This window comes from Cupriavidus sp. USMAA2-4, from assembly GCF_001854305.1.
GTDB classification, from domain to species: domain Bacteria; phylum Pseudomonadota; class Gammaproteobacteria; order Burkholderiales; family Burkholderiaceae; genus Cupriavidus; species Cupriavidus malaysiensis.
In genome coordinates this window covers 3449959-3466577 of sequence record NZ_CP017748.1, presented here as the reverse complement: position 1 = coordinate 3466577, position 16619 = coordinate 3449959, and the positions used below count along the sequence as shown (strand labels likewise).

The window sequence follows — 16619 nt, the reverse complement described above, 5'->3', positions numbered from 1 at the left end:
CGAAAGACATAGATACCAATGCTTGATCTGAGCTCGGAAATCCGCGCGCTGCGTGGCCCCATTGTCATCACCGGCGCAGCAGGATTTGTCGGTGCGAATCTCTTCAGGAAGATTTTCGCAATACGCCGCGATGTCTATGCCGTGGTTCGCGGCGGGAACTTCTGGCGACTGTCGGATATACCCGACAGCAACTTGCTGCGCACCGATGTCAACGACCCGGCGGCCGTCAAGCACCTGATCGATACGATTGCGCCGCAAACCGTCATGGACTGCGTGGCGTATGGAGCCTACTCGTTCGAGCAGGATCCCAATCTAATCTATCAGACGAATTTCAACTCCATTGTGAGCCTGGTAAGCCAGTTGGCCAGGCAGGGAATTTCCGCGTTCGTGCATGCGGGAAGCTCTTCGGAATACGGAAACAATAGCGCAGCCCCCCGCGAAGATGCCGTAACGGAACCCAACAGCCACTATGCGGTCTCCAAGGCCGCAGTCGCAGAGTATCTGCGGTATATGGGCAAGCAGCAGAACTTCCCCTGCGTGAACCTGCGCCTGTATTCTGTCTACGGACCGCTCGAAGACGGCTCGCGCCTGATTCCCAATCTGCTGCGCAAGGCACTGTCGGGCGACCTTCCCCCTTTCGTCGCTCCGGAAACTTCTCGGGACTTCATCCACGTCGACGATGTGTGTGCGGCATTCATCAGCGCCGCCATCCGCATGAACCCGTCGCTGTATGGCGAGAGCTTCAACATCGGCTCGGGAAAGAAGACGACTATTCGTGAGTTGGCGACGCTGACGCGCGAATTGTTCAAGGTAGAGCAAGAACCCGAATTCGGCTCGATGGAGGGCCGTGCGTGGGACCTCGCCGATTGGTATGCAAATGCCGAAAAGGCCGCGCTCCAGCTCGGGTGGAAGGCCAGCATCGCGCTCGACGACGGCCTGCAGGCAACCGCCCGGTGGGTGCAGACACTCAGCCCGGCAGACCTTGCCGAGCGCTCGAAGCTATCCGTACGCAACCGTAGGCGCAGCGTGACCGCCATCATTGCCTGCTATAAGGATGAGCCGGCGATCCCAATCATGTATCGCCGGCTCACGGATACCTTCCAGAAGCTGGAGATCGACTACGAGATCATCTTTGTCAATGACTGCAGCCCCGACAACTCCGAAGAGGTGATTCGCGACATCTCGAAGAGCGACCCTCGCGTCATTGGCATTTCGCATTCTAGGAATTTCGGCTCGCAGATGGCCTTCCGTAGCGGCATGGAACTGGCGTCCAAGGATGCCGTGGTCCTGCTCGACGGCGATCTGCAGGACCCGCCCGAACTCATCGAGGCGTTCTATGCCCAGTGGGAGAAGGGTTTTGACGTTGTGTACGGCCGGCGCATCCAGCGCGAGATGCCATGGCATTGGGGCCTGCTGTATAAGGCCTTCTACCGTGTCTTTGCGGCGTTCAGCTACGTGAAGATCCCCCTCGATGCAGGCGACTTCTCACTGATCGACCGCAAGGTCGTGCACTGGTTGCTGGCCTGTGAGGAGCGGGATCTCTTCATGCGCGGGCTGCGCGCCTATGTCGGATTCCGTCAGACCGGCGTCGACTATGTCCGCCCCGAGCGCATGTTCGGGCATACCACCAATTCTTTTACCAAGAATATCGACTGGGCCAAGAAGGGGATCTTTTCGTTCAGTAACGTTCCACTCACCATGCTGACCACGGCGGGCCTGCTGTTGCTGACGCTGTCGATTCTTGCAGCTTTTATCATCGGCGTACTTCGCATCGCTTTCCCAGATATCGCACCACGTGGCGTCACAACCATGCTGATCGCCATACTTATGTTCGGATCCCTGAACCTGTTCGGAATCGGCCTAGTGGGCGAATATATTGGAAAGATCATGCTCGAGGTCAAGGGCAGGCCACGACTCATACGCGCTGCGCTGATCCGCAACGGGAAGGTTTCAGAGCAGACGGCAAGACCATGAGGAAGCCGGCCCTTCCTGAGCTCGCGCCATCACGCCCATCCGAAACGTACACGCGCGGCGGTCGGTTAACCTTCCGCCCACAGATGACTCAAATGCAACTGGAAAACCGTCACGAGAGGCTTTGCCCAGTCTGTGGCAGTAGCCCCGAGGCCGCGAAGATCTACTTCGAGGAGCACATCGACACCTCAAAGCTGAACGAGTTCAGCTTCGCCTCCCGCAAGGCGCCGGAGTACCTCTGCTACCAGATGGTTCAATGCCATCGGTGCGACCTCGTTTATGTGGACCGCCCACCATCGCAGAGCGCACTCGCAGAGGTGTACCACGCGGCGGAGTACGACAGCAGCGAAGAGGCTGCTGATGCTGCCCGCGCTTATGCCGGCATTGTCAGCGGCCTCGCCAAGAAGCGCCCGCTCAAGGACGCGCTGGAAATTGGAACGGGTACCGGCGTCTTCCTGGATGTGCTCAAGTCGTTCGGATGTGAAAACGTGGCGGGCATCGAGCCCTCCTCTGCCGCTATCGCCGCTGCCCCCGAGTATCGGCGCCCCTGGATCAGGGAAGGCATCTTCAGGGAGAGCGACTACGCACCGGAATCGTTCGACTTGATCTGCTGTTTCATGACCCTCGAGCATGTCCGCGAACCAAAGGAGATTGCCAGTTCGGTGATGAACCTGCTTCGCCCCGGCGGCGCATTCGTCACTGTCACGCACGACTACCGCAGCCCGGTCAACAAGTTGATGGGCAAGCGTTCGCCGATCATCGACATCGAGCACATGCAACTCTTCTCCCAGCGCAGCATCGGGACACTGTTCGACTCGACAGGCTATGTCGACGTGACCGTCCGCCCCTTCGCCAACAGGTATGCCCTGCGATACTGGACGCGTCTTGCCCCACTAAGTCCCCGCCTCAAGAAGATGGCGAGCTCGCTACTGAGCACGCTCGGCATCGATGGACTGAAGCTTTCCGTCAATGTCGGCAATACCGCCGCCATCGGTTTCAAACCGACCCGCTAACGTGCCAGCGTTCCATTTCAACCGGCTCGGGCGGTTCCCGCGCTTTCTCGCGGTGGGCGCGCTGAACTCGCTATTCGGCTTCTGTGCCTACTCGGCGTGCATACTTCTTGGGCTCCCTCCCTGGGCCGCGCTCATCGCCGGCAACGTGGCGGGCATTGGCTTTAATTTCCTGACCACGGGCGGCCTGGTCTTTGCCGACCTTTCGCGCAAGCGCTTTCCCCGTTTCGTGCTGTCCTACCTCGCGCTTTACCTCCTGAATCTGGGACTCGCTCATGAGATCATCCCATTGGTCGGAGGACCGATCGCCTGCCAGGCATTGCTGACGCCTCCGCTGGCCTGCCTCTCATTCCTCTTGATGTCCCGGTTCGTTTTCAACAGGAGAACCGGCCCGTGAGGCGCCGGCCAGCCTTGCCGCTGGTAACTTGAACAGGCGGCCACCGGCGACGATGACGCGCGGCAAGGCCACCCCGTACCAACGACACATCGACACGTGCGATATGCCGCAAGAAAGACGAGTTCTACAACCCGCTGCGTTTGAAGCCATCTCGCTTGCGACGATATTCCTGGCCGTGCATGCCGTGGTGCTGGCCTGCATCTTCCCAGGCTTCTATGACCCATTCTGGCCGCACCACTCCGACTACTACATTGCCCAGGCACTTGCCTACAGCGAGGGCGGTGCCCTGCAGATCCTGACACAGCCCAGGCCACTAGCACTGCTGCTGTTTTCCCTGTTCGGGCGATTGGGCATCCACGGATCCGTCATCGCGTCATTTGGCGTCGTCGTGGCAAACTACATAGGCATCGCCATGATGATGCGCCGAGCATTCCAGCTCGAGATCAAGCTGCCATTCTTTGCCGCCGCATCGGCCTTCGCCTATCTGCTGGCGTCGCATCCGTACCAGTATGAATTCTCGACTTGGGATGTCTTTTCCCAGTTGTCATTTCTGTTCCTGCTGCTAGCAGCGAACCTCAAGCTCCGCGGGCATGCCGACTGGCAGGTGTTCCTGCTGGCCCTGCTGGGTTTCCTCATCAAAGAAACCTATGCAGCATCGGCAGCAATGCTCGCGGCTGCCTGGCTGCTCTACCACATGAAGTCGAACGTGCGGGCAGCGCTCGCACCGCTCGCCATCGTGCTCTCGGCATTCCTACTTGCCTTCGTGATCAACCGGATCAACGGATCTCCCTTCACCGGAAGTGCGAACTTCGACGGCTCGCCCTATCAGATCATCCTGCGCCCGGCATCGATCCTCGCGCAGTGGGCACAGTACTCCGTAGAGGGTATGTCGCTGATCAGCGCGGCCATCATCACACTAACCCTCTTGAGTATTTCGCTGGCCTTCGGCAGCACGAGCGCCATCGCCCTGACGGCATTGGCGATCGTTGCCGCCGGCGCCCTCGCGTGGCTGCCCAATTCCGTGCTGCCCAATCATCACCATGCCGCCTATTCGTGGAACGGCGCATATCTGCTTTACGCGCCAGTGCTGCTTCTGGCAGCAGTCTTCCAGCGCGGCACAACCGGATTCCGGCTTATCGTCGCGGCTATCTTTGCTCTTGCCATCGGCAGCCCTAGCGGATTCGCAGGCACGTACACCAGAGAGAAATGGATCGTTGACAACCAACTCCGACAGAAGCGCCTTGTGATAGAACTCCAACACCTGATCGCGGGTCTTCCTAGCGGACCATCTACCGTCGTCGTTTCCGGCCTGAACGGGCCTTTCAGCCCCTACGACCACTGGCAGGCCATCTTGTCCATGCACCCCCCCGCCGGTGTTCACTTCTATGTGCTGCGCTACCCGGAATGGCTGCCGTCCAACAGTCCATCCGTGTCGGCAATCGAGGGGATCAACGCCGAGCGCGGGATAGTGAGTTGGATCAATCCGGATCAACTGGAGCGCAATCGCCCAGACCAAGCATGGCTGTTCCGCTCGGATGGGAGCGTCGCCCGTGTCATGGATAAACAGAGCCCTCTTGCGGAGGTGTCGGAGTTTGGCATCAGTTCCGAGGACCTTGTGAAATACCCGGATCTCCTGGAGTTCACATCACCGCCACAAGTCGGTCACGCGGGGGACGCTGCAGGATTCCGCTTTCTCAAATGCGGAACCACGTTTCTCTCCTACAATGCACCGGACCGTGCTGAATTCTGCCTGCGGCGCAGCGCTGAATTGATTCCTCGGAATCCCTACAGCCACTTTTACCTGGGCAAGGCGCTCGAAGCGCTCGGATGCCTGGACGAAGCGCGAGACGCGTATGCCGAGGCAGTCGCGAATGCCGGCACCTCGCCCAACCCGGCCTTCAACCAGGCCTTGGAGACTGTGCGACGAGACGACAGATCTTGAGCGACGCATCGACGCGAATCAGCCGGCGTCAGGCTGGCGGAACGAAGGCGGCGCTTGTCCCCCTGCCGCAGGTCGCAGAAACGATGTCTGCGGCAAACAACCAAGACCAGAACATGCAAGATTCAGTGGCCGCCTTCCGGTGGCATAACCTGCTCCGTGGCACGAAGCTCTCATCCATCCTGGATAGGGATGGCAACAACTTCGACCTGCTGAGGCTGTGCGCAGCACTGGCCGTCATGTTCGGCCATTCGTTCTGGCTGCAACCGGCACACGGACGCATAGAACCCATCCTTCAACACACGGGCCTGGAATACTCGGGAAGCCTCGCCGTCTACACCTTCTTCTTGATCAGCGGCATGCTGGTATCCGCCAGCTATGAGCGCCAGCAGTCGCTGAAACGTTTCGTCCCGCTCCGGCTCGCTCGCATTTATCCTGCGCTGATTGCCTGCGTTTTCCTGACTGCCTTTCTGCTATACCCGCTCCTATCCACGGGAAGCTTTGCCAGCGCGGTGCTCGGCGAAGAGACGCGTGACTACTTCTTCAAGAACGTCGGGCTGTTCTGGGGGATCCAGTGGACGCTGCCCCATATCTTTGAGCACAATGCGATCAAGTCGGTTGTAAACGGATCCCTCTGGACGTTGCCACTCGAGCTGATGTGCTACCTGATGGTCGTTGGCGCGGGGCTTATTTCGGCCTATTCCTCTCGGCTGAGACTCGTCGCGCTTCTGGCCATTCTTGGCGCGGGCATCGCCTACCTTGCCACCCACACCTCCAATTACGAACTGCTACGAAGCATTGTCAACAAGCCGACCGGGTACTCGTTCTACGCCCCACCGTTCTTTATGGCTGGCATGCTGCTATATGCTTTCCGAGATCGTGTCATTGTCAGTTGGAGGATCGGAATCATCCTTGCGCTCGCCTACGTGGCAGGACGGCACTCGGCAATTGCCGCTCCACTGTTCCATCTAGCGTTCGCATATGTCCTTCTGTGCCTTTCCGGCGACAGGATCTTGCGACGCATCCGCCTCAGGAATGACTACTCGTACGGCGTCTACCTCTGGGCCTTCCCTATCCAGCAGATAGTGGCTGCATACGCACCGGAGATGGACAACCTGGTCGGCCTGACGATCGCGATTCCGCTGACTTTCGCAGCAGCGGTGCTTTCCTGGCATCTCGTGGAGAAGCCGTCGATCCGGTTTGCCAGACGGCACGCCTTCTCCCGACCCGTCGTATTGAGCGACAAGCGCTCCGCCACTCTTTAGCGGAACCGGGAAGCGAACGGGGAAACAATCGTGGCTCGCCCTGCCTCTCAGACGAGCCACCTTTGCCTGCAACACGGACTACCGCCTCACTGCGCCGTGCAGTGATCCTTATGGATATGGCTTGCCGCCAGCAGCTTGTGCGTGTGGCTTTCCACCAGTACAAACAAGAGCCCTTCCTTCGCCCACGGGCCTGTCAGTTGCCGGCCCTCCTGCCCGCCGCGCTCCCAGAGCTGGGACTTGCCATCCGGCGTTTGAATCCACAACTCGACCGCACGCACCCCCGATTCGACCACATTCCATTGCGCTTCGGCAACGGCACCATGCTGCAAGGCCGTGCATTCAGTCTCGGGCATCAACCTGATATCGAATCCGACACCTGGCATTGCCGCCACACCCACTGCCGCCTGCAATAGCGCCGCACCCGGCACCGCATCGGGCCCGGGTGCACGGTACTTCCCGACCATGATTCCCGCTGCCAGCAATACCGCTATCGAAGCGACGAAAGTGAATTTCTTCATGGCGCGCTCCTATTGCCCCCGAAACGGCCAGATCTGATGGCGCGCGGCACCACGCACATTGAGCAAAGTCGGCACCGCATCTGGCCCGCGACCGGGAATCGCCCACAGGGTCACTTCGCGAAGGCTCACAACCGGCACCGCATGCATGCTATCGACTGCCGCCAGCACTGCCCTGCTCGAACCGGGCCCGGTGACGACATGACTCACGCCCGTCGCACGCACCAAACGCTCCCATAGCACGCCACTGACATCCTCATCCGCCTTGCGGGAAGCCGCCAGCATCGAAGGGTCATACCATGCAGTGGTGAATGCCCGCCCTGCAAATGGGGCAATATAGGGACGCTCACGATCAGTCAGAATGACGCTCGCCTCGGGCCCGCCCTGCTCGAGCAGGTAGTCTGCCAGCACCTTCTCCGGTGCAAAGTTCTGTTCAATTTGTCTGGTTCCGCTATTCAGCCGGAACGTGTCCCAGATGATGCGCTCGCGATAGTGATAGGAGCCACTGGGCAAGAAGGATAGATTGAGCAAGACCATCGCGCCGACAACGGCAACCAACTCCCTGTCGCGAATCCCCCAGCACCGAAAACCGGCAAGCGACAGTGGCACCAGGAGAGTGAGTGCGGGAAAGATATATCGCAAGTACTGGATGCTCGCGAAAGTCGCAAGCAGGCTGATCGCTACCACCAGAAGTGCCGGCAACACCTTGCGCGACCATGCGGCCAATACTGCGCCGCCAAGCAGGCCCAGAAATAGGAAACCCGCGGCACCATCATAGGCCTCCATGTAACGCTTGCTATGGAACGCAAGATCCCACGGCGTAGACAAGCCCATCGCCGTATGCCAACGCATATCGTTGAATCGGGCGAGGTCATAGTACGGGGAACGGAAGACGTCATTGAATACCGGGAGAACGGGATTCCCTGTAATCAGCGCACCATAGAAATAGCTTGAACCCGCAATCAGCAGCACCAGCGGAAACCACCTGGCAACGACCGCCAGATCGCGCCCAAGCTGCCGCCCCCAAAGCGTCCAGACGACCAGCGGACCAACAAGCAGCACCTGTGTCGCTTTGAACGCCATCAGGGTGGCGCACAGGAGGACAACTGCGACGATCGAACGATGGCGTCCCGTTCCCTGCTTGAGATACAGTACCGCCGCAACGGCCGCAGCACTGGCCGCGGTGAGGGACGTCTCTGCTTGCATGCTGCCCAGCAGAGGCAAGATCAGTGGCTGGCTGGCAAAGGCAGCGACCGAGAGCCAGCGCAATCGGCTGGAAAGGCCCAGGCTCCGGCTGATATCCCACAGAAAGTACGCTGCCAAGACAAACCAAACCGCATTGACCAGGCCACGGGCCTCCTGAGTGGCTACCACGGCCACCATTGCCTGGACAATGTCGGCCACCCAGGGGGTCATTGCCCAGACCTGAGTGGCGGCGTCCATTCTGTAGTAGCCGAGTTGACGCAACTGGTCCGTCAAGGACAGATGCAGCACCATATCGTCATATTGCACGGTCGGCAGCCAAAGGCTGGTTGACGAGATACAAAGCACGACGACAGCAAAAAATGACGCATGGGGCGCATCGCGAACCGCAAGTTGCCAGCCGGCCAGGGAATCGCGCACAGCGCGGGCGATCACGCGGTATCGCAGTAGGCAGATTGACAGCATTGCGGCCACATAGATCAGTGGCTTGTGGATCGGGAAGGGCAGGAGCCAACCTGCGGCTCCGCCCAATACGACCATGCCGATGAGCAAGGCAAGCGCCCAGCGCCTCCGCCCCATGGTCGGCACCAGCGCAGAACCGACACCCAGCGCCGCACCACCGAACAGCATCATGGCAGCTGCCGGACCAAAGCCAGCATGCGTGCACAGCAGGACGACGGCAATCCCGGCCAGCGCCGTGCTAGCCGAGCAGCGCTTCACCTTGGTCAGAACCGCTGCAATTGCCAGCAAAGTGCCGGCAATTGCAAGGAATTCCACAATGCGATTGCCCTGCCATTCCGTTCTCACGGTGGTCGTGGCAAATCCTGCCACGATCAGGACCGGCCCCAACCAAAGCAGAAACCTGGCTGGCAGATAGCGGGCGATTGAAGTCATGTCAAGGAAGTCAAATGGATAGCGCCCCAGTCAGGCCAGACTGGGCGCGGCACGGCAGCATGCCGCAATACTTGCACGCCAGCGACGCCCTCGCTCGCTATGGGTTGATCGTCATTGCCAGGACGATCGGCCCTGAGCAGCAAGGACCTGTCGATTCAAACGGGATCGAGAATGCAGACTTGGGCTACTCGCCGATCGACATGTTGGCCACGTCAGCCGCTTGCCCAGATCGCTTGCGCAGCGCCCTGCGTATCGTGAACAAGCGATGAATGGGCCGCCTGGGTACGCTGGCAATGTCATATCCGACGAACGCCAGCAACAGTTGCAGACCGAACAACAGCGACAGGGCAACGATCATCAAGGTGCCCATCGGCGTTGCGATGCCCGTCGACGTCGAGTGTTGCCAATGGTAGGCACCGAATATCAGGCCAAAGCAGAAGATCAGCACCCCGAATACCAGTTCCAGCGACGCCAGCGAAACATCTCGCAGAAAATAATTGTAGAAGAGGCGTTTCCCGAAATTTCTCAGATGCTTGCGAAGGAATTCACCCAGGATGCGCGAGATCTTCAGGTTGCTGACCTCCTCCCCGTATACAGCATCCATCGGGACGTCTACCACCACGGCACGGTAGGTGCAAAGACGAAACAGGATATCGGTCTCGAAGAAATAGCGCTCGCTAATCTTGTCGAACGGCAGTTTCGCTGCCACGTCAGCGTGAATCGCAGTATAGCCATTGGTCGGGTCAAAGATGTTCCAGTATCCCGTCGAGAGCTTGGCCAGGAACGACAAACCTGCGTTGCCGAACAACCGCACCGCCGGCATGCGGCTGATATTGGATAGATCGTAAAAGCGGTTACCCTTGGTGTAGTCGGCCTCGCCGCCTAGGATCGGCATAACAAATTCGCGCAACAGCGACGGATCCATCTGGCCGTCACCATCGATCTTGACGATTACCTTAGCACCGTCCGCAATCGCTGCGCGATAGCCGGTCATCACGGCACCGCCAACACCCTTGTTCTTCTCATGCTTGACAACGATCACACGCGGATCGGTGCAATGCTCCCTCACGTAGTCGCCGGACCCCTCTGGGCAGGCGTCGTCGACAACATAGATAGCCGACACCAGACCATCGATACGCTCGATGACGGACAAGATGAACCTCTTCACCTTGAAGCAAGGAATGACGACGGCTATACCAGATTCATCGCCAGCGATATTAAAATTTCTGTCAATCATGCCGCGAATCTCTTAAATTTATTCAGCGATAAATCCAATACCTGGATACTAAGAAACCTGCCGCAGCCAGCAATCCATCGGCAACCGGCTTTACCAGCCAGGCCAGCTGAATCCCCCGCATCAAATCTACCGAGGCAATAATCAAGGTACTGATCAGCGCAGTACCCAACCACAGCACAACATATCTAAAAAAATGCCTAAACCCAAGCTCGCTCTCGATTTGGGCAGAGAAAGTATTTCTGCCATTCAACCAAAAACCCAGCAATGCCCCAAGTATTCTGCCAGCAATATTGGCCTTCACCGCACCTATACCGGACGAGGTCAACAAAAAGAAGCAGAGCCAGTCCACTCCTAACTGAATGCCTCCGATGACTCCATACGAAGCACCCTGTCTTATCAAGCTCATCTCGCCTCTCCACGGCGACTCCCTGTATCCGGTGCCGCACTACACAACTCACCCCACAACCCAGTCAGAGGCGCCTACATCACAATCGATGTTGAGCTTCCAGGGCTACATCGGCCGAAATCTTGTGGATACGGGAAAAACGCATCGGAAGAAGCGGCGCATCGCCCTATTGGGCAACCCGTGATTCTAGCGTATCTGATGTCCCGCTGGCCCTTGACATGCGTCGAATCCAACATCGAGCCGGTCTAGCAGGCAATGCGCGGCTCACCCGAGGACAAGGTTCGGAAGCGACCGGGGCCTAATTGGGAATTAGGTGCTCTCAAGCGCCAAGGGCAGCACTTCGGCAACGCTACCCTTTCGGCTCCTGGACCATCGTTTCCTCATGAGCATTCCGCTCGGGACCCGAAGGACCCAACCGTTATACGATTGGGTAATGCTATTGAGTTGAATCCAGACGATGATCAGATCAGAAACGGGAAGCAACAGAAAGAATATTGGCATTCCTTTATTGCTGTGCAGCCAATGCACATGCTGATCGGCAATGCAGAGCTATCGTGGGGGGCGCCACGGGACAGGATGACTACAGCCCTCCCATCACATACCCCGATGCAGCACCGAGATCCACGGGCACTCATCCGGGAAGCCCGTCAAAAATAGGTTATCGATTGAGTACTCCGCCTACAGCACTCACTGCCACCATCAGACCCGCATAACCCAACTCTTTCAAGTTGCGTGCGCATCAGCTTGATTTTGACACTGACCGCTACCCGCGGAGATCAATGCAAATTCGACAAAATCGCGCGCGTCGACGCTGCCCTGACCACCTTAGCTAGTGCCCTGCAGCGCAAATCGCTGCCAAGAGGATGGCGCCGGCTTCCTGCGTAGCGCACACACAAACGAAATTGCATCCCCTGACCACGATCCCTCCTAATCAGTGCGCCGGCGCTGCGCCACTAGCCTGCGACCACGCCGCAGGAATCGCGCGGCATTGTGCATGATCATCATATGAATCACCGCCACCACCAGAAAACCAAGGAACAGCCAATTATCGGGAACACCCGCCTTCCATGCGACCACACCGATGAGTCCGAGCAACGCATTGCTGGCAAGAATGATCCACACGACCAGCACCGGCGGCAAATCCATGCGAATCAGTACATGGTGCAAATGCGTGCGATCGGCCGACAACGGATTGCGACCTGAAACCATACGCCGTGTCACCACTGCCAGCAGATCGATCAGTAGGAATCCAGCGATCCACAGCATCAACACCGGCGGGACATGACGGCCTGCATTGTAGACGGGCTGCGACAACTCGACCGCAAACCAGACAATGCCGAAGCCCAGCATCAGACTGCCAGCATCGCCAAGAAAAACACGCTTCCGACCACGCAGCGGGTTCGGCATATTGAACAAGAGGAAGCCCAGCAGCGCACCGCACAGCACCACGCATAGCCGCTGCGCGGAGTTACTGCCGATTTCGCCCGCAAGATAGCCAAACCACGCGAAAATGATAAATGCCAGACCGCCCGCCAGGCCGTCAAGGCCATCCATCATATTCATGGCATTAATGACGGCAACGACGGCGAACAGGGTCAGCGGGATCCCCCAGTTAGCCAGCTCGATCTCACGCTTGCCCATCAGATCGCCCAGGGACATCAGGAACACGCCCCCCCACGACGTCATCAGGATGGCGGCGAAGATCTGGAATCCGAGCTTGGTCAATGGCGTCATGCCCTTCAGATCGTCGACCACGCCGACCATCGCCAGCACGGTCAGGCCGCCCAGCAAGGCGATGTAGTGCCCCTGTTCCCGCATAAAGACGATGGCACCCACCCAGACCGCAAAAGTGATTGCAATGCCCCCCACCAGAGGCACATCGCCATAGTGCCGCTTGCGGCCACCCGGCCGGTCAAGCAAGCCGCCTCGCAGAGCCAGCGGCCGCAGGCTCAGCGTCGCCACGGCGCTGACCAGCGCCACCATCAGCGGCACCCAGAAGAAATCGAACATTGCGCGCTCTACGAATACCTGCTCGTGGGAAAAAGACGGAAACTCCAATAGCTTGCCGATGTCATCAGCCGAACCAGGCTTTTGACATGCCAATGGAGATAGCGGAGGTCGCGATGGCTCTGCCTCTGCGCATCGTGAATCACGCGGGCAGATTGTACCCATGCGACGCTGCGCCCCAGGCGATGCAAGCGCAGGCAGACGTCGATATCCTCGCAATAGAGGTGGTAGCGCTCATCGAAGCCGGACACGGCCGCGAAGCTCGGGCTATCGAACAACATGCACATGCCGGCGATCCAGTCTACCTGCTGCACCGGCGTGCCGACCGCGTAGTCGGGCTCGGAAACCCCGCGCAGGCGGCGCAACACCAGGCGCAGCAGCCCGGGAACGCGCCGCGCGCTGTCCTCTACCCGTCCATCCGGCGACAGCACGCGCGGGCCCGCCACGCCAGGGTGGGCCGCGACCTGTGCCATCAGGGCTTCGAGTCCCGCATCCGGAGGGAAGCGCACGTCGGGATTCAGCACCATGAACAAAGGCGTCGTGCATTCGCGGAACGCAGCATTATGGTTGGCGCCGAATCCTTTCGGCTGCTCGTTCACCTTCCACTGGATCGGGCAACTCGGGCAGTCGGGCAGTCCGGGCCGGCTGTCCGGGATGTTCTCAGTGACGATGACCCGCAGCGACACCGTTGCCGAGAGCACTTGCAACTGCTCCAGCAACGGAGGCAGCAGTGCCGACTGGCCGTGGCTGACGATGGAGAAAGTGATCTGCATTCCGTAATACGCGCACAAGCGCAGCGGGCACCCTTGCGCGCTGCGCGACTTCCCGTCGGTTGGCGGCGAGAGACGCTCGCGCACCAGTGTGTTTCGCTTGGAGACTCAGGGCCGCCGAGCCAGCGCGATGGCCGGATCGATCTCCTCCAGGGCGCTGACAACCGTGCAGCTTACCTCAGCCTCCCCCGGCGCAGCAGTACCGCCGGCGTGGCGAAAAAACCAGCGCTGGCCTATCCCGGCAGCAGCAGCGGCCTGCATGTCCGTCGCCGTGTCGCCGACCATCGCCGAATTGCCCATCTCCAGCCCGTAGGCATCACGCGCAGCCAACAGCATGCCCGCAGCGGGCTTGCGGCAATCACAGACCCGCAGATAGTCGCCGAGTCCGGCGGTCGGGTGATGCGGGCAGTGGTAAACCCGCTCGATCCTGGCGCCCTGCTCCGCGAAACGCTGCAGCATCCAGCCCGTGAACGCCTGGTACTGTTCCTCGTCGTAGTAGCCACGCGCGATCCCGGCCTGGTTCGTTACCACGAACACCAGCATGCCGGCCGCATTGGCGCGCCGAACCAGCTCGAAGATACCACTGACGAACACACAGTCTTGCGGGCGGTGCACGTAGCCCGTGTCCACATTGATGACTCCGTCCCGGTCCAGAAACAAAGCCGGTACGCCCATCACATCTCCGCAATCAGCGCAGGCACCTTGGTCTGGGCCGCCGCATAGTCATCGGGTACGCCAATATCGATGAAATCCCTGACACCGGGGAAGGCACCGAGGTATATCTCATCGATGAAGCGGCCGAGGAAATCCTGCTCGAACGAGAAGCGCTGCGGCAGGTCGGCCCGATCGGCCAAGGCTGCCTTGCGCAGGTGGTAGACGCCCGCGTTGATCAGACCCGGGCCCTCGCGGCCTTTCTCGATGAAGGCGCGAATGCGCCTGTCCTCGTCAATTTCCACGGTGCCGTAGCGGGTAGCATCCGGCACGCTGGCTGCTGCCAGTGCGACATCCGTCCCCCTCGCTTCCGCGTCCGCGACGAAGGCGGCCAGGTCGACGACCGCCAGCGTGTCGCCATTGAACACCAGCACGTCCTCACCGGGAATGCCGGAAATCGCCTTCCGGATCGCCCCTCCCGTGCCGAGCGGTTCGTCCTCGATGATGTAGTGCAGCCGCATGTCGCCGAAGCGCTCACCCATGCCTGCGCGAACCTGCTCGTGCCGGTATCCGACGGAGAGATAGACGTCGCGCAGCCCCTGGTTTTCGAGTTGCTTCAGCAGCCACCACAGGAACGGCTTGCCGGCGACATCGGCCATCGGCTTGGGCAGGTCGCCCACCACGGGACGCAGACGGGTGCCGAGTCCACCGGCAAGGATGATGGCAGGCTTCATAAACGTGGGAAGATAGCGGCTTCGACAAGACCGCAGATGATATGGCCCAGCAGCAGGTGCCCCTCCTGGATCTTCGGCGTCGCGGCGGCCGGAATCTCGATCGAGAGATCGCACAACTCGGGCCGGGCCCAGCCATTCTGACCGGTGAAGCCGATCACCAGCAAGCCGGCCTTGCGCGCCTCCTCCATGGCCAGCAGCACATTGGGTGACTTGCCGGACGTCGAGTAGGCCCAAAAGACGTCCCCCTTGGCACCGACGGCCTGAACCTGGCGGGCAAACAGCTTCTCGTAGCCGTAGTCGTTGCCGATCGCGGTCATCACCGAGGAGTCCACGGTCAGCGCGAACGCGCACAGGCCGGGCCGGTCATAGTTGAAACGGCTGACGAACTCGCCGGCAATATGCTGGGCATCGGCGGCGCTGCCACCGTTGCCGGCCAGCAGCACCTTGTTGCCTCGCTTGAGCGCCTCGCAGATCTGTAGTGCGCATTGCTCGGCGCGCGAAATCAGCTCCTCATCCGCCCGGATCCTGGCAAAAGTGCTGATCGTCTTATCGATTTCCTGCTCAATGAATGCTCTCACGCCATCCTCCAGGATTGAGCACCGCTTTCAGTGAAGTTGCAGGTGAAGACCTGCCCACTGAATTCTGCCAGGGTTCGCATCACGTCCGGTCTTCGGGCCGGATCGACGAAGAACATCATGAAGCCGCCGCCGCCGGCACCGGAGACCTTGCCGGCCAGCGCACCAGCGGCTATCGCCGCATCGTAGATTTCGTCGATGAAGGCATTGCTGATACTGTCCGCCATCTTCTTCTTCGACGCCCAACCAGTGCGCATCGAGTCCGCGAACCCATCGAAGTCCGCCTTCAGGATCGCCTCCTTCATGCGCACAGCCTCTTCTTTTACCGCATGCAGCGCGTTCAGCGATTTCTGCTCGCCGCTCTTCACATGCGCGGTCTGCTGGGCAATGATCTTCGCCGACTCGCGGGAGACGCCGGTGTAGAACAGCACCAGCGACGACTCCAGCTCAGCCTTGATATTGGCCTTTATGCGCAGCGGGTTCACGATGACCCGGTCACCGTAGAACTCCATGAAGTTCAGACCGCCGAAGGCCGCCGCGTACTGGTCCTGCTTACCGCCGGCCATGTCGAGATCCACGCGCTCGATCTGGTAGGCCAGGTGCGCGATCTCGTACTCGCCCAGCGGCAGGGACAGCAATTCACAGAATGCATGGACCAGGGCAACCACCATGGTCGACGAGGAGCCGAGGCCGGACCCCGGGGGCGCTTCCGAGTGTGTCGTGATGGACACGGGAATCGGCTGCCCCTGGTTGAAGTCCTTGACGATGCGGTTGTAGACGCCGACGTGCAGGTCGAGCCCGTCGACGCGCTGGAGTACCGGAGAGCACTGGCCGGTCCACCTACGCTTGCTGTCGGCCGCTATCAGTTCGACCCGGCCATCGTCGCGCGGCGCGATGGTCGCATAGGCGAACTTATCAATGGTGACATTCAGCACCAGGCCGCCGAAATCGTCGGAGTAAGGAGAAACGTCAGTGCCGCCGCCAGCAAGGCCGAGACGGAGCGGTGCGCGAGCGCGGACGAGAGAGAATTGCGACATCGTTGAGC

Annotated in this window: 15 protein-coding genes; 5 read left to right on the top strand and 10 right to left on the bottom strand. The window is 59.9% G+C overall.

Annotated elements, in window-relative coordinates:
- Positions 1-18 precede the first annotated feature (18 nt).
- From BKK79_RS15375 to BKK79_RS15355, 5 genes are all read left to right on the top strand, one after another.
- Positions 19-1974 (top strand): NAD-dependent epimerase/dehydratase family protein, encoded by a 1956-nt coding sequence (locus BKK79_RS15375; protein WP_071037983.1) that lies wholly within the window; start codon positions 19-21, stop codon positions 1972-1974.
- 92 nt (positions 1975-2066) lie between these two features.
- Positions 2067-2984, top strand: a complete 918-nt coding sequence (locus BKK79_RS15370) for a class I SAM-dependent methyltransferase (protein WP_084084916.1) — start codon at positions 2067-2069, stop codon at positions 2982-2984.
- Between the two features lies 1 nt (position 2985).
- Complete coding sequence (locus BKK79_RS15365) at positions 2986-3378, top strand: GtrA family protein (RefSeq protein WP_071037981.1); 393 nt, start codon at positions 2986-2988, stop codon at positions 3376-3378.
- Between the two features lie 52 nt (positions 3379-3430).
- Positions 3431-5320: a tetratricopeptide repeat protein gene (locus tag BKK79_RS40355; protein WP_071037980.1), complete on the top strand. Its 1890-nt coding sequence runs from the start codon at positions 3431-3433 to the stop codon at positions 5318-5320.
- Complete coding sequence (locus BKK79_RS15355) at positions 5317-6582, top strand: acyltransferase family protein (RefSeq protein WP_198173284.1); 1266 nt, start codon at positions 5317-5319, stop codon at positions 6580-6582. Before BKK79_RS40355 ends, BKK79_RS15355 begins: the two co-directional genes overlap by 4 nt.
- An 86-nt stretch (positions 6583-6668) precedes the next feature.
- On the opposite strand, the gene BKK79_RS15350 is transcribed toward BKK79_RS15355, so the two are convergent.
- The 10 genes from BKK79_RS15350 to BKK79_RS15310 all read right to left on the bottom strand — a co-directional run bounded on the left by BKK79_RS15350 (position 6669) and on the right by BKK79_RS15310 (position 16611).
- Positions 6669-7100, bottom strand: a complete 432-nt coding sequence (locus tag BKK79_RS15350; protein ID WP_071037979.1) for a hypothetical protein — start codon at positions 7098-7100, stop codon at positions 6669-6671.
- Positions 7101-7109: 9 nt separating this feature from the next.
- Entirely contained in the window at positions 7110-9194 is a 2085-nt protein-coding gene (locus BKK79_RS15345) for a hypothetical protein (RefSeq protein ID WP_071037978.1), read from the bottom strand.
- Between the two features lie 184 nt (positions 9195-9378).
- Positions 9379-10431: a glycosyltransferase family 2 protein gene (locus tag BKK79_RS15340; RefSeq protein ID WP_071037977.1), complete on the bottom strand. Its 1053-nt coding sequence runs from the start codon at positions 10429-10431 to the stop codon at positions 9379-9381.
- A 22-nt stretch (positions 10432-10453) separates the two neighbouring features.
- On the bottom strand, positions 10454-10837 hold the full coding sequence (locus BKK79_RS39035; protein ID WP_084084725.1) for a GtrA family protein: 384 nt from the start codon (positions 10835-10837) through the stop codon (positions 10454-10456).
- 927 nt (positions 10838-11764) lie between these two features.
- Positions 11765-12847 (bottom strand): MraY family glycosyltransferase, encoded by a 1083-nt coding sequence (locus BKK79_RS15335; protein WP_071037976.1) that lies wholly within the window; start codon positions 12845-12847, stop codon positions 11765-11767.
- An 8-nt stretch (positions 12848-12855) separates the two neighbouring features.
- Complete coding sequence (locus tag BKK79_RS15330; RefSeq protein ID WP_071037975.1) at positions 12856-13617, bottom strand: glycosyltransferase; 762 nt, start codon at positions 13615-13617, stop codon at positions 12856-12858.
- Between the two features lie 105 nt (positions 13618-13722).
- On the bottom strand, positions 13723-14289 hold the full coding sequence (gene gmhB, locus BKK79_RS15325; RefSeq protein WP_071037974.1) for a D-glycero-beta-D-manno-heptose 1,7-bisphosphate 7-phosphatase: 567 nt from the start codon (positions 14287-14289) through the stop codon (positions 13723-13725).
- Positions 14289-14999: a nucleotidyltransferase family protein gene (locus tag BKK79_RS15320; RefSeq protein WP_071037973.1), complete on the bottom strand. Its 711-nt coding sequence runs from the start codon at positions 14997-14999 to the stop codon at positions 14289-14291. Before BKK79_RS15320 ends, gmhB begins: the two co-directional genes overlap by 1 nt.
- The gene (locus BKK79_RS15315; protein ID WP_071037972.1) at positions 14996-15577 is read right to left on the bottom strand and encodes a D-sedoheptulose 7-phosphate isomerase; all 582 of its coding nucleotides are present in this window, start codon (positions 15575-15577) and stop codon (positions 14996-14998) included. The genes BKK79_RS15320 and BKK79_RS15315 overlap by 4 nt, the downstream gene beginning before the upstream one ends.
- Positions 15574-16611, bottom strand: a complete 1038-nt coding sequence (locus tag BKK79_RS15310; RefSeq protein WP_071037971.1) for a GHMP family kinase ATP-binding protein — start codon at positions 16609-16611, stop codon at positions 15574-15576. The genes BKK79_RS15315 and BKK79_RS15310 overlap by 4 nt, the downstream gene beginning before the upstream one ends.
- Positions 16612-16619 lie beyond the last annotated feature (8 nt).